The organism is Rhodococcus sp. 24CO (genome assembly GCF_050586165.1).
GTDB lineage: Bacteria > Actinomycetota > Actinomycetes > Mycobacteriales > Mycobacteriaceae > Rhodococcus_F.
The window spans coordinates 154,731-168,394 of sequence record NZ_JAZFNF010000008.1 but is presented as its reverse complement, the minus strand read 5'-3'; the positions used below and the strand labels follow the sequence as shown (position 1 = coordinate 168,394).

Below are 13,664 nucleotides of genomic sequence, written 5' to 3'. Positions count from 1 at the left end.
ATCGATGATGAGGAGTTCACATGCCGGAGTTGCTGTTCCCCCTCGATTCCACCAAGAAGTTCACCGAGCAGGCCATCGTCGGCCATAACCGCTGGCACCCTGATATTCCGGCCGCAGTGACGGTGAAGCCGGGCGATGCGTTCCGTGTTCACTGCCGCGAGTGGTTCGACGGCGCCATTCACAACGACGACTCCGCGGACGACATCCTCAATGCGCCCCTCACCACCGTGCACACGCTTTCCGGCCCATTTGCCGTCGAAGGGGCAAAGCCCGGCGACCTCCTGATCGTCGATATTCTCGACATCGGCCCTATCCCCCAAGAAGATTCGGGTCCATTGGCCGGCCAAGGCTGGGGGTACACCGGCATCTTCCCACGTAACAACGGCGGCGGATTCCTTACCGACCAGTTCCCCGACGCATACAAAGCGGTGTGGGATTTCTCAGGGCAGACGGCTACGTCGCGCCACATCCCGCACGTATCGTTCACCGGTATCGTGCACCCAGGACTCATGGGCACTGCGCCGTCAGCAGCCTTGCTCGCCAAGTGGAATGCCCGCGAAGGTGCATTGATTGCCACCGATCCCAATCGCGTTCCCCCGCTGGCACTTCCGCCCGAGCCCCGGGACGCCGTGCTCGGAACCCTCACTGGCGCCGACTACACCCGCGTTGCCGGCGAGGCCGCCCGCACAGCTCCCCCGCGCGAAAACGGCGGCAACCAGGACATCAAGAACCTGACCAAGGGCAGCCGAATCTTCTACCCCGTATTTGTCGACGGCGCGAACCTGTCCGTCGGCGATCTGCACTTCTCCCAGGGCGACGGTGAGATCACCTTCTGCGGCGCCATCGAGATGGGCGGCTTCATCGATCTGCGCGTCGACATCATCAAAGGCGGCATGGACACCTACGGGGTATCCGAGAATGCGATCTTCATGCCCGGCAATACAGATCCGCAGTATTCCGAGTGGCTGGCATTCTCGGGCACATCCGTGACGCTGGACGGTGAGCAGAAGTATCTCGACTCCCATCTGTCTTACCAGCGCGCGTGCCTGCACGCGATCGAGTACCTCACGAAGTTCGGCTACGCGCCGGAGCAGGCGTATCTGCTACTCGGCGCTGCACCGATCGAAGGCCGACTCTCCGGCGTCGTCGATATACCGAACTCCTGCTCGACGGTGTATCTCCCGACCGCGATCTTCGACTTCCCACTCGCCCCGTCTGCAAACGGGCCGTTCCAGATCGATCCGGGCATGGGTGCGCCGCGTTCGGAGAACAAAGCCTAGGTTAAGTCTGCAAACACAAGTTTGCGAACTTCCTACACCCCTCGTATCCTGGCTAAATGTCGAAAACCTTTGTCGGTGTCCGGCTCCGCCAACTACGCACCGAGCGTGGGCTGAGCCAAGCGTCGTTGGCGAAGACGCTCGAAATATCGGCAAGCTATCTCAACCAGATCGAGCACGACGTCCGCCCGCTGACGGTGCCGGTGCTGCTACGGATCAGCGAGGTGTTCGGTGTCGACACCACCTTCTTCTCGTCGCAGGACGACACTCGTCTGATCGCAGAAATGCGCGAGGTGGCTCTCGATCAGGAAATGGGTATCGACGCCGACGCGCATGAGATCGCCGAGATGGTGTCGAGCCATCCGGGGTTGGCAAAGGCGATGGTCAATATGCACCGCCGCTTCCGCAACACCACGGCGCAGCTGGCCGCGGCCACCGAGGATCGCTTCTCGGACGGCAGTGGCAGTGGTTCCATCACGATGCCCCACGAGGAAGTCCGCGACTACTTCTACCAACGGCAGAACTACATCCACGATCTTGATACCGCCGCGGAAGAACTGACGTCACGCCTGCGCTTCCACCGCGGCGACATCGCGGGTGAAATCGCCCGCCGTCTCGAAACGATTCACGATGTGCAGATCGTTCGCCGAATCGACCTCGGCGAGAACATTCTGCATCGGTACGACCCCGTGAACCGCGTCCTCGAGATCTCGTCGCACCTCTCCGGTGGTCAGCAGGTATTCAAGTTCGCCACCGAGCTGGCTTACCTCGAACACAACGACCTGCTCGATTCCCTCGTCGCCGAAGGCAACTTCACCAGCGAGGAATCGGTATCGTTGGCTCGCCTCGGTCTGGCCAACTACTTCGCCGCGGCTACCGTCCTCCCTTACGGACAGTTTCACGATGTAGCCGAAGATTTCCGGTACGACATCGAACGTATGTCAGCGTTCTACTCGGCAAGCTACGAAACGATCTGCCACCGGTTGTCGACGTTGCAGAGACCGAAACTGCGTGGTGTCCCGTTCATGTTCGTCCGCGTCGACCGCGCCGGAAACATGTCGAAGCGTCAGTCCGCCACCGGTTTTCACTTCTCCACCAGTGGCGGCACCTGCCCCCTGTGGAATGTGTACGAAACCTTCTCCTACCCGGGCAAGATCATGCCGCAGATCGCCCAGATGCCCGACGGGCGACGGTACCTGTGGGTGGCGCGAACAGTCGAGCGTCGAGCCGCGAGGTACGGCCAGCCACAGAAGATCTTTGCCATCGGGTTGGGCTGCGAGATCCGCCATGCCCATCGTCTCGTCTACGGCGACGGCTTGGACTTGGACGAGTCCAATCCCGGCACACCGATCGGGTCGGGTTGCCGAGTGTGCGAACGCTTGAACTGCCCCCAGCGCGCCTTCCCACCATTGGGCAAGGCTTTGGACATCAGCGAGCACCGAAGCTCGATCTCGCCGTACGTAATTCGGTAGCGGCTCGGCGCTACTGCGAATGCGCGCGCAGGAATGCAACGGTGCGATCGAAGGCGATCTGCCCGTCGGGAGTATCCAGATCGAACTGGTACTCGTGTTCGAGCGCCGGTTCGTAGTCATCCGGGTAGAAGAGTGCGTCGACGTCGACGCCCAGACGAATAAGTCTGTCGGCAAACGGTTTCGACTGACCGGCGGTCAGTTCGTCCGCATTCCCGCCGGTGATGAAGGTCGGGGGGAAAGCCGATGTAACGATATTGATCGTCGACATCTGCCTGACCGCCGGTGAGTTCTCGAAGTCCTTGGTCCCCGTGTACGCCCAAACGGATTCACGGTCTGCCGTCCACCCGAATCTGCCGTCGGGATTGAGGAATTCGTACATATCGAAGACACCACAGTCCAAGACGACGCCCCGAACCTGCTGCGGCGACAGGCTCGGAGTGACTCCGACTTCGGCGGCGTAGACCGGGTCGGTGATCATTGCAGCGATCTGGCTCGAGATCTGACCGCCGGCAGAATCGCCGCCGAGGAAGAGCGCGTTCGGATCGACGTGCAACTGCTCGGCATTGTCGGTGATGTACCGATAGGCGTCGTTCAGTTGATGGAGCACTGTCGGGTACGTCGCGTCCGGGCCCAGAGTGTAATCCAGGGAGACAACCGTGAACCCTTGGCCGGCAAGACTCTTGTAGTAGCCCGAGTAATCCTCCTTGTCGCCGTAGACCCAACTACCACCATGAGTCCAGATGAGTGTGGGCAGCGCTGCCGACGCCGAATCCGGGAAGTAGACGTCGAGCAGGGCATCCGGATCGCCGTCGCGGTAGGTCACGTCGGTACGCGACTCGACGCCGGACGGAGCCAACTCCGACAGCGTCGCGGAAACCGAATCTGCACTTCCTTCCGCCATCCACCGCATTGCCAACGTCCCCGGCCATGGGCTGAAGTACGTCGCCAATCCGCCGACGATCATCAGCGTGAACACCGCGCTCAACAGGCCGAGCTCCCACCTGGGCGATCGACGTGTGGACGACTTGGGCACGGCAACTCCTGGGCGTTGGAAACAGCATCGGGCACAAGGCTAGCGGAGATGCGGTTCCTGGTAATTGCCTGTCAACTATCAACGACCAGATTGCCGGGATTGTCAAATTCTCAAGCAGAACAAGGGGATACGATCAATCAACCCGCGCCGACAGGAAATCCACGGTGCGCTCGAACGCCACCACACCGTCTGCACCATCGAGGTTGAACTGGTACTCATGTCCGAGCGGCGGCTCGTGATCTTCCGGAAAGAACAACGTATCCACCTTGACGCCGAATCCAGTCAGCTTGTCGGCCAGCGGTTTCGACTGACGATCTGTCAGTGGGTCGGCATTGCCGCCACTGATGTAGGCGGGCGGGAAATCGGCCGTGACGTGATGGAGCGTCGACATCTGTTGCGCCGCTACGCTATCGACAAAACGGCGATCACCGGTATATGCCCACAGCGAGCGATCGACGCCCCAGCCGATAATGCCTGGGCCGCCCACCATGTTCGCAACATCGTAGATTCCGCAGTTCAGCACAACTCCGCGCAGTTGATCCGGACGCAAGGCCGGCTTCACACAGACAAGGTCCGCGTACTCGGGATTGGTGATGATCGTTGCCAATTGGCTCGACAACTGAGCACCTGCCGAATCACCGGCCAGAAATATCTTCGACGGATCGACGTGCAACCTCGCGGCGTTCGCGAGGATATAGGCGTGCGCGTCGTTGAGCTGACCGATCGCCGTCGGATACCGATGCTCGGGTCCGATGGAGTAGTCCAGCGACACCACGGTGAAACCGCGAGAGGCAAGTAACTCGTAGTACGTGGCGTTGTTGGACTTGTCGCCGGAAATCCAGGCCCCGCCGTGTGTCCACACCACGGTGGGGAGCGCCGTCTGCGTACCGGCCGGGAAATACACGTCCAAGCGGGCGTCGGAGTCATCGGTGCGATAGTGCTGATCCCGAATAGCGTCGACGCCTCCCGGCGCGTGTTTGCGCAGCTTGTCGGTGACCTGTGCGGCGTCGCGGCCGAAGACCCAGCGCACAATCAGCGCGCCGGGCCTCGGGCTGCGAAGCAGGGTCCTTAGTCGATGGGACATCGGTGTCCTGAGTCGATGGGACATCGGTGTCCTGAGTCGATGGGACATCGGTGTCCTGAGTCGATGGGGCATCGGAGTCCTGACAGCTCGGCACTAGGTCCGAATCAGACTAACCCGACACCATCGAGGTTGCCGGATCAACAGGCCGACTCAGCGAGTTTCTCGCGCACAAGTTCCTTGACGGCACCTTTGGCCACCTTTCCGCCTGCGGCCATGGGCAACTCCGCCAACGTCATCACGTACTCCGGAATGTATTCGCGAGTGATCCCCTGCTCACGCATCCACTCGGTGAGCTCCGCCGCGGACAGTGCCTCGTCGCCGGAGGTCACGACCACGGCGCACACCTTTTCCCCGAACAGTGCATCGTCGACGCCGACCGCGGCAACCAAATCCACCAGCGGGTGCGCACGGACGTATTCCTCGACTTCGACGGCGGAGATGTTCTTGCCACCGCGAATGATGATGTCGGCCTTACGACCCACAACTCGGACGCGACCGTCCTCGTCGATTTCGACGATGTCGCCGAGCAGCATCCAGCCGTCTTCGGTGTACAGCTCGTTGTTCGCATCGACGTCGCCCCAGTAGCCCTGACACATCAACGGTCCGTTGACCGCCGGTTGCCCACGACGCATGGATCCGACCACTTCTGTTGCGGCGTCGTCGAATACGCGAACCTGCATCCGATCGATGACGTGTCCGCAGGTACGCAACCGAGTTTCGGAGTCGTCGTCGACGGTGGTGACGGAGACGGCCCCGGTCTCGTTGGAACCGTAGAATTGCAGCACGGACGCCCCGGTCCGTTCCTCGAATGCCAGCGCCTCCGAGTACGGAACCGCCTCTCCCCCGGTGAACATGACGCGCAACGAATCGAGGTTTGCAGTCGCAGCGGCGTCGGATCGCAACAGCATCTTGAATTGTGTACTCACACAATTCAACACGGTGACACCTTCACGCTCGATGAGATCGATCATCACCGCAACGTCGAATCGCTCCATGACAACGTTGGGGGCACCCAGCAACGCGGGCAGGAAATGCGACGTCCACAGGCCGAAACCGAAGGGAGCCGGAACCGCCCCGAGGAAGACTTCGTCCGGCCCGACATCGGCTGCCTCTGCGCCGATCTCGGAGAACGCAACCCATCGATCTTCCGTCTGGGTCACCAGCTTCGGAAGGCCGGTGGTGCCGGACGTCGAGTTCAGCATGGACACGGCAGCCGTCGAGAAGGTCGGGCTCGAGGCCTCGAATACCCGCGTCGGCACCGGAAGAGAAACAACGCCCCCCACCGCGGCCGCCCGTTCGAAGCTCACGGCTCCGGTGTCGTCGGCAAACACCACGTCCAGGGTGGGATGCGCCTGTCGCAGTTGTGAGATCAACTCCGCGGTGTCGACACCGCGCAAAGATCGCGTCGTCACCAGGACTGTGGCGTCGGAACGTTCGATCAGATGTGAGATCTCGCGGAGCCCGGATCGCGATCCGATTCCCACGGCCACCCGGCCGGTCCGGTACGCGGCACACAGCGCGGCGTGGAACACCATGGTGTCCGGAAGCAGTACCGCTACATGCCCGTATCCCTCACTGGAGAGCTCGAGCGCCGACGCAATGGCGTCCGCGGCCGCGTCGTACTGCGCCCACGAGATTCGCGAAGTCGGGGTAATAAAGGCCGTGCGATCCGGGATGGTCTCCGACCAGTGACGGACTATTTCACTGATACTGACGCCGGAAAATCGATCAGGATCGAGGGCAAACTCGCCGATAGCCACGTCCAACGTTGTGGGTTCCTGCATGATCGTCGTTCATCTCCCCTCGGCGCTGTGCACGCCCATCGACAATTTGTAAGCAGCATCCAGCGAAGCGGCGGCGCATTCGCGCACAATCTCGCCGCGTTGCATCACGTACCCACGGTCCACGACCGCCTTCAATGCAGACAAAGCGGGCTCGGCCACAATCACCGTAACCCCTTCCGATGCCAGTTGTCCTACAAGCGTGCGTAATTCAGCCACGATCTTGGGCGCGAGACCGGTCATCATCTCGTCGAGCAGCAGCAACGACGGTTTTGCCAGCAACGCCCGGCCCAGAACCAGCATCTGCTGCTCACCACCACTGAGGACCCCGGCAAAACTGTCGGCGCGCTCTTTCAGAATGGGAAAGCGCGCAAAAGCCGAATCCACCGCGTCCGCTGTGAGACCCAGGAGATCGGCGCCCACTCGTAGATTTTCGCGTACCGACATGCGCATGAACAACTGCCGTCCCTGCGGAACATAGGCAAAACCGCTGCGTGCGCGTTCGAGCGCCGACATCTTCTCGACCCTGCGACCGTCGACGGATATGCGCCCGGACGCCGGTACGGAACCGTAGATCGCACCCATCAGAGAAGTCTTGCCCGCACCGTTCGGTCCGACCAGCGCGGTGACCTGACCGGGCGGAGCGACGAAGCTGACGTCGCGCACCGCGATGGCCGATCCGTAACGGACAGTGACCTTATCGACCTCGAGCATTGCTCACACCCTCTTCGTCGTGTGAACCGAAATACACCTCACGCATCGCGTCGCTGGACAGGCATTCCTGCGGCGGCCCGTAGAAAGCGACGCCGCCGAAGTTCAGCAGGACCACCGTTGTCGCGAGTTCAGCGATCAGATCGACGTTGTGATCGACGAGAACAACTCCCTGGCCCTGCGCGGCAATGGAACGGACTGCACCCGAAATCGCATCGATACCGTCGTGATCCGCGCCGGCAAACGGTTCGTCCAGGAGCAGCACCTCCGGACCGGTTGCCATCGCACGCGCAACCTCGACCAACCGCTGCGCACCCAGACTCAGATCACCACACGCGCTTTCGGTGTCGGTGATCGAATACTCCCGCGCCAGTGCCGAAGCCTGGTCCGACGCTTTGTCCCAGTTCTCGAACGGACCCTTGATCGCCCACCACAGCGAGTGCAGAGGCGAGGTGATCCTGTGCCCGTACAGTCCTGGAATAATGTTGTCGACGGCATTGAGTTCGAGTGCCAACTGCGGGTGCTGGAATGTCCGCGAGAGCCCCTGCCTGGCACGGCGTTCCGAGGGGCCGCTCAGGGACTTACCGGCCAGGGTCACCGTTCCGGAATCGGCTTGTTGAGTACCGAAGATGCAGTCGACGAGTGTGGTCTTGCCGGCGCCGTTCGGACCGACCAGACCGATCACCTCACCCCGACCGACACTGAACGACACGTCGTCGACAGCACGCACACCGCCGTAGGACTTGTGGAGCCCACGAACCTCGAGCAACGGATCGGTCATCGGGAATCACGCTCCTGGTAGGTGGCAGTCAGACGGTCGATCAACGCGCGCGACCAACCGATCACGCCGCCAGGAGCGACGATCAGGATGACCAGAACCGCACCGGCAAGCAGGAGTTCACCACTGCCCTGATATCCGGGCATGTTCAGTGTCACGATCACCACGATGAGAGCGCCGAGCGGCGCACCCCACGCGGAGCCGCGGCCACCGATGATCGGCATGAAGATAGCAAGGAAGACGATGCTGAGAGTGAAGGTTTCCGGCGTCACCGCTTGAACGGAGACGGTGAAGAGCGATCCCCCGGTCGACGCGATCGCTGCGCCGATGGCCAGTGCCACGACGGTCAAGTGCATCGGGTTGACGCCGGAAGACCTGGCGACGTTCCGATTGTCCCGCGAAGCCTGCAACATCAGGCCCCACACGGACTTCCGCAGTCGATCGACTGCAACGGCGATGACGCACACGAACAGAATCGCGAACACGACCAACGAATATCGAGGTGGTTCCCAACCGAACATCGTCAGGGCCGCGACGCCGGAGATTCCCGCCGAACCGCCGGTAAAACTCGGTCCGTCGATGAGCCAGTGCTCGAAGGCAATTCCGAAAAGCAGAGTCACAGCAGCGAGGTAGAACCCTGAAAGCTTCTGCGTGGCAAGACTGAGCAGCACCGCCACACACGCCGCGACCAGTGCGCCGATGAGCCAACCCCACCACATCGACATCCCGGTCTTCACCGACATCAAGGCAACCGCGTAAGCCCCGATCGCCGCATAGGCGCTGTAGGCCATCGACAGGGAACCTGCCAGAACGAAGGGAACATACATCCCCAGCGCAATCAACGAGTACGTCGCGGCCAGGAAGATGAGGTCCTGCCGGTACAGGCTCGGCCCCATCCACAGGAGGAGTACGGCAACAACACTCACCGTAATGAGGGCTTCTCGCGACACGTTGCCGAGCCGCGCTCGCGACCTGATCGCGCGAGGTGTGGTTATCGCACCCATCAGACGCGCACCTTTCTCGAGAGCAGACCTTCCGGGCGGAAGGCGAAGAAGACCAGCGCGATCAGGAGGATCGCGGTCTGTGCGGCGCTGGCACCGAAGTAGTACGGCGCGAACACCTGAACGATGCCCAGCAACATTCCGCCGATCAGCGGTGCCCAGCTACGTCCGGTACCACCGATGACCAGCGCGATGAAAGCGGTAAGCGTCCAGGACAATCCACTGGTGAACTGCACACCGGCCTTGGGGGCGAACAACAGTCCGGCGATCGCGGCGATGACACCCGCGAGTGTGAAGGCGATCAGTCGAACACGGTCAACCGGCAAGCCCAGTACCCGTGCTGCCTCAGGGTTGTCGCCCACGGCGCGCAGCAACCGGCCGGCGGTGGACGTGTTCAGCCACAGTCCGATTCCGATGAACACGAGCGCGGTGGCCACGATCAGAACTACGGTCGCGCTGTCGAGCGTTGCACCGGCAACGGTGATCGGATCGAAATCGAAGATCTTCTGCCCCGGCAGCGGCGTCCGCCCGAACACGGTTCCCGCAAGCTGCTGAATACCGAAGAGCACCGCCGTCACGGCCACCAGGGCCGGCAGCTCACCACGTCCCGAGCGCTTCTGAACCTGCTTCACCACGAGCTTTTCGGTCAGTACCGAAAGCCCGACCGCAACAGCAATTCCCAGTGGCATGGCCAACCACAAAGCCAGCCCGTGATTGATCGCGATCCAACTGCTCGCCATAGCCGCTGCCATGGCGTACGGACCCATCGCGAAGTTGAAGAAATCCGCGCCGACCACCACGAGGTACATCCCCAAAGCGATCAACGAGAAGAAAGCACCGATCTCGATGGCTGCAAGCCAGAGTTGTGCATCTGTCATGTCCAGGCTCCTCGGTTATCCGCACGGGGGCTGATAGGAATCCCACGGATGGGCAGGTTTGTTGTCGTCACCGAATTCGACGAGCACCAGTCCGCACAGGCTGTCCGGGGCCAAGTGGTCGCCCGGGCTGAAGGACAGTGTCAGATCGTCCTGGCCGAAACTGGAGGGAAGACCCGAAACCTGCTGGAGTGCATCACGAACGGCGGTCCGGTCCCGATGATCACCGGCAATCTCGATGGCCTTCGCCAGCATCATGACCGCGTCATAGGATTGTGCGTCGTAGGCAGTCAACTGGTAGTCGGCGCCCTTGACCGCCCGGACCTTCTCGGTCAGCGCGGCAGTTCGCGCATTGTCGGCGCTGAGCGATCCCATGTAGACCATGCCACTGAGCGCCTTCGGATCGGCCAAAGCCCACGACGCCGGCTGATTTCCGATGGAGGCCAGGGAGAACCGTTGCGTCTCGGGGACGATCTTGGAGAGTGTGTTGTGCGCGAGAATCTCGAAGTGCCCACCGATACTGGCCACCAGAATGGCGTCAGGCTTCGTTTCCGCGAGTCGCGACACCTGCGCGGTGATGTCCGCTGCGTCCACCGGGGCCTTCTCGACGGCGGTGACCGTTGCGCACCTCTCCAGTGCCGGACGCAGCGTCTTGATGATGCCGTCGATGGAAGCGCTTGCGTCCCCGAGGATTCCGAGCGAGCTGTAGCCCAACTTCTCGAACGCTCCGCAATACACCTCGGCGTACTGCTTGAGCGAGTTGGGAATCATGAACGAATAGTCGTTGCCAGGAGGGGACGCAAACGCGTCGCTGAGGACAACGGGCGCAATCGCCGGGATCTTCGACTGCTCGAGAATCGATTTCGCCTGCAGGACCGAGCCACTGCCGGTCGCCAGAATGACGGCACTCGCGCCCTGATCCACCAACTTCCGAATGATCGACGGCGTCTTGGTGGGACTGCTCTCGTCGTTCTCGACGACCAGGCGTACGGGTTTGCCGTTGATCCCGCCTGCCTGGTTGATCAAGTCGACGCTCAGGCGGACCGTCTTGCCCGCAATGGTGCTGTACGACGCGCCAGGCCCGGTCGAATCCTCGTCCAGCCCAATCACGATCTCGTCATCCGGAATGACTCCGGCGGACGCACACGCACCCGTCCCGAGTACGACTGCCGCGGCTAAGGCTATCGCCTTCCCGAGTCTCACATCCCACTCCTGTCCAAAGAGTATTTGGTAAATCAAACAAGCGCTTGATTCACGAAGCTGGGCAGAAGTATGCACTGGGTCACACCGATAGTCAAAACCGCCGTAGATAGGGGGCGATCAGCCCCGTTGTTCGGCCTGAAGATCACGAATCGCGGTGCTCAGATCGCGGATCACCGACTTCAACTCGTCCACGTCCGAACGTAGTTCGGCAACCTCACCGACCGGCGGTGCAACGTCGACAATGTCGGTGGAGACCTTCACCCGAGCAGGCGCTGCGTAGGCGTCGCCACGGAGGGCAAAACCGTCGAGAAACACAAGGATCAAATTCCGCTGCAGTTCCGGCGCCAACTCAGCCAACTGCGAACGATATTGAGCCACCGTCGACCACACCGACTCCCGCATCAAGCGATGAAACTGCTCGGGATCGATGTCTTCGCGAAACTCCCCGTCGGCAACTCCACGCGCAATTGCCGTGCGCCAGTAGCTGTGCGCCTTCTGGACCGCAACGGTGATCGGCGCGTCGGACGGCTGGGACGACAGAATCGCTTCGCCTTGATAGACCTCGGTGGCGTACGGGTGGTCGAGCGCGGTATTGAACGACACCTCGACCATGGACGCCAACCGGTCGCGAGCCGATCCGCCAGGTTCGATCGAGTCCTCGTATCTGATGTTGAGATCTTCGAGGAAACGCACGACTATTTCGTGCGCCATCGCATCCTTGGACTCGAAGTAGTGATAGAGGCTTCCGGACAGAATTCCGACCTCGTCGGCGATATCTCGCACCGTCGTTGCCGCGATACCACGCTCGCTGAACAATTTAGCCGCGTGAGTGAGTATCTCTTCCCGTCGGGTCGAACGCACTGGTCTAATCCCCTCATCAATCGTCAAGCGAATGCTTGATCGAATATCGAGGATGCTAACACCGAGCCTGCTCTGACCTGCGGCGTGAGCACCCGTTCATCTAACCGACATATCGGACACACGATGGTGATCGAGTCTATTTCTTTCAGAAACAAGTTCTCCCTACGCTTCTCCGCATCGACGAATACAACGCCGTATACGCGAACCGGATACATCACATCCGGTAGTCCGTTCCCCGAAGCGATGTACCTGTAGCCACGCACCTGTTTTCACGTAGGTGGAAAGCCAGGTACCGAAGTCATGAAGACGAAAGGCCGTCAATGCGAACCTTCTCGAAGCGCACCCTCGCCGCTCCGGCAGCTCTTGCAGCTCTGGGTTTGGTACTCACCGGTTGCGGAAGCAAAGCCTCTGACACCACGTCGGGAGACACCACGGCAGCATCGTGCGTCGACACCGCCGGCGACACGATCAAGGTCGGTTCACTCAACTCGTTGTCCGGCACCATGGCCATCAGTGAAGTGACAGTGCGCGATTCGATTGCACTCGCAGTTCAGGAGATCAACGACGCCGGTGGCGTTTTGGGTAAGAAGGTTCAGATCGTCGCCGAAGACGGCGCATCCGAGCCGACGGTATTCGCAGAAAAAGCAGAGAAGCTCATCAGCAGCGACTGTGTCGCAGCAGTTTTCGGCGGCTGGACGTCGTCGAGCCGCAAGGCCATGCTTCCGGTCTTCGAAGACAACAATTCGCTCCTCTACTACCCCGTTCAGTACGAGGGCCTCGAGGATTCCAAGAACATCTTCTACACGGGCGCTACGACCAATCAGCAGATCATCCCGGCACTGGACTACCTGAAGGAAAAGGGCGCCAAGTCGCTCTACCTGGTCGGAAGTGACTACGTCTTCCCACAGACCGCCAATCGCATCATCAAGGCATACGCGGCCGCCAACGGCATCGAGATCAAGGGCGAGGACTACACGCCGCTCGGTTCGACCGACTTCTCCACCATCGTCAACAAAGTGCGCACGGCCGACGCCGACGCCGTATTCAACACGCTCAACGGCGATTCGAACGTCGCATTCTTCCGCGAGTACACCAATGTGGGGCTCAAGCCGGCCGACATGCCGGTGGTCTCGGTGTCCATCGCAGAGGAAGAGATCGGCGGCATCGGCGTGCAGAACGTCGAAGGACAGCTGACGGCCTGGAACTACTACCAGACCATCGACACCCCGGAGAACAACAAGTTCGTCGCGGCATACAAGGCGAAGTACGGCCAGAACAAGCCGACGTCCGATCCCATGGAAGCTGCGTACACCTCGGTGTACCTGTGGAAGAACACGGTCGAGAAGGCCAATTCCTTTGCTGTCAAGGATATTCAGGACAACGCCGACGGTGTGACCTTCGAGGCTCCCGAAGGCCTGGTCACCATCGACGGAGACAACCACCACATCACCAAGACCGCCCGCATCGGTGAAATCCGAAGCGACGGACTGATCTACACAGTCTGGGATTCCGGTCAGCCCATCGAGCCCGACCCGTACCTCGAGAGCTACCCGTGGGCCTCGGGTCTCGGCGCCAGCAAATAACAACC

General features: G+C 61.1%; 12 protein-coding genes. 3 read left to right on the top strand and 9 right to left on the bottom strand.

The genetic code is table 11. From position 1 onward, the window contains the following. The first annotated feature begins 20 nt into the window (after positions 1-20). Positions 21-1,280 carry a formamidase gene (gene fmdA, locus V2B23_RS20985; protein ID WP_430952113.1) on the top strand — a complete coding sequence of 420 codons (1,260 nt, stop codon included), beginning with the start codon at positions 21-23 and terminating at the stop codon, positions 1,278-1,280. Positions 1,281-1,336: 56 nt separating this feature from the next. Then, the gene (ramB, locus tag V2B23_RS20980; protein ID WP_033235543.1) at positions 1,337-2,749 is read left to right on the top strand and encodes an acetate metabolism transcriptional regulator RamB; all 1,413 of its coding nucleotides are present in this window, start codon (positions 1,337-1,339) and stop codon (positions 2,747-2,749) included. A gap of 10 nt (positions 2,750-2,759) precedes the next feature. Here ramB and V2B23_RS20975 read toward each other — a convergent pair whose 3' ends face one another. From V2B23_RS20975 to V2B23_RS20935, 9 genes are all read right to left on the bottom strand, one after another. Next, entirely contained in the window at positions 2,760-3,782 is a 1,023-nt protein-coding gene (locus V2B23_RS20975; RefSeq protein ID WP_430952112.1) for an alpha/beta hydrolase, read from the bottom strand. A gap of 133 nt (positions 3,783-3,915) precedes the next feature. Next, complete coding sequence (locus V2B23_RS20970) at positions 3,916-4,866, bottom strand: alpha/beta hydrolase (protein WP_430952111.1); 951 nt, start codon at positions 4,864-4,866, stop codon at positions 3,916-3,918. 137 nt (positions 4,867-5,003) lie between these two features. Next, positions 5,004-6,650, bottom strand: a complete 1,647-nt coding sequence (locus V2B23_RS20965) for a class I adenylate-forming enzyme family protein (RefSeq protein ID WP_430952110.1) — start codon at positions 6,648-6,650, stop codon at positions 5,004-5,006. Positions 6,651-6,659: 9 nt separating this feature from the next. Then, the gene (locus tag V2B23_RS20960) at positions 6,660-7,361 is read right to left on the bottom strand and encodes an ABC transporter ATP-binding protein (RefSeq protein ID WP_430952109.1); all 702 of its coding nucleotides are present in this window, start codon (positions 7,359-7,361) and stop codon (positions 6,660-6,662) included. Then, positions 7,345-8,139 carry an ABC transporter ATP-binding protein gene (locus V2B23_RS20955; RefSeq protein ID WP_430952108.1) on the bottom strand — a complete coding sequence of 265 codons (795 nt, stop codon included), beginning with the start codon at positions 8,137-8,139 and terminating at the stop codon, positions 7,345-7,347. The genes V2B23_RS20960 and V2B23_RS20955 overlap by 17 nt, the downstream gene beginning before the upstream one ends. Next, the gene (locus tag V2B23_RS20950; RefSeq protein ID WP_430952107.1) at positions 8,136-9,140 is read right to left on the bottom strand and encodes a branched-chain amino acid ABC transporter permease; all 1,005 of its coding nucleotides are present in this window, start codon (positions 9,138-9,140) and stop codon (positions 8,136-8,138) included. Before V2B23_RS20950 ends, V2B23_RS20955 begins: the two co-directional genes overlap by 4 nt. After that, positions 9,140-10,015: a branched-chain amino acid ABC transporter permease gene (locus tag V2B23_RS20945; protein WP_430952106.1), complete on the bottom strand. Its 876-nt coding sequence runs from the start codon at positions 10,013-10,015 to the stop codon at positions 9,140-9,142. The genes V2B23_RS20950 and V2B23_RS20945 overlap by 1 nt, the downstream gene beginning before the upstream one ends. Positions 10,016-10,030: 15 nt before the next feature. Further along, complete coding sequence (locus V2B23_RS20940) at positions 10,031-11,215, bottom strand: ABC transporter substrate-binding protein (protein WP_430952105.1); 1,185 nt, start codon at positions 11,213-11,215, stop codon at positions 10,031-10,033. A gap of 117 nt (positions 11,216-11,332) precedes the next feature. Beyond that, a complete protein-coding gene (locus V2B23_RS20935; RefSeq protein WP_430952104.1) occupies positions 11,333-12,076 on the bottom strand; it encodes a TetR/AcrR family transcriptional regulator in 744 nt (247 codons plus the stop codon). A 320-nt stretch (positions 12,077-12,396) separates the two neighbouring features. Between V2B23_RS20935 and urtA the strand changes: the two genes are divergently transcribed. Further along, positions 12,397-13,659, top strand: coding sequence for an urea ABC transporter substrate-binding protein (urtA, locus tag V2B23_RS20930; protein ID WP_430952103.1), 1,263 nt, complete (start codon positions 12,397-12,399; stop codon positions 13,657-13,659). Positions 13,660-13,664 lie beyond the last annotated feature (5 nt).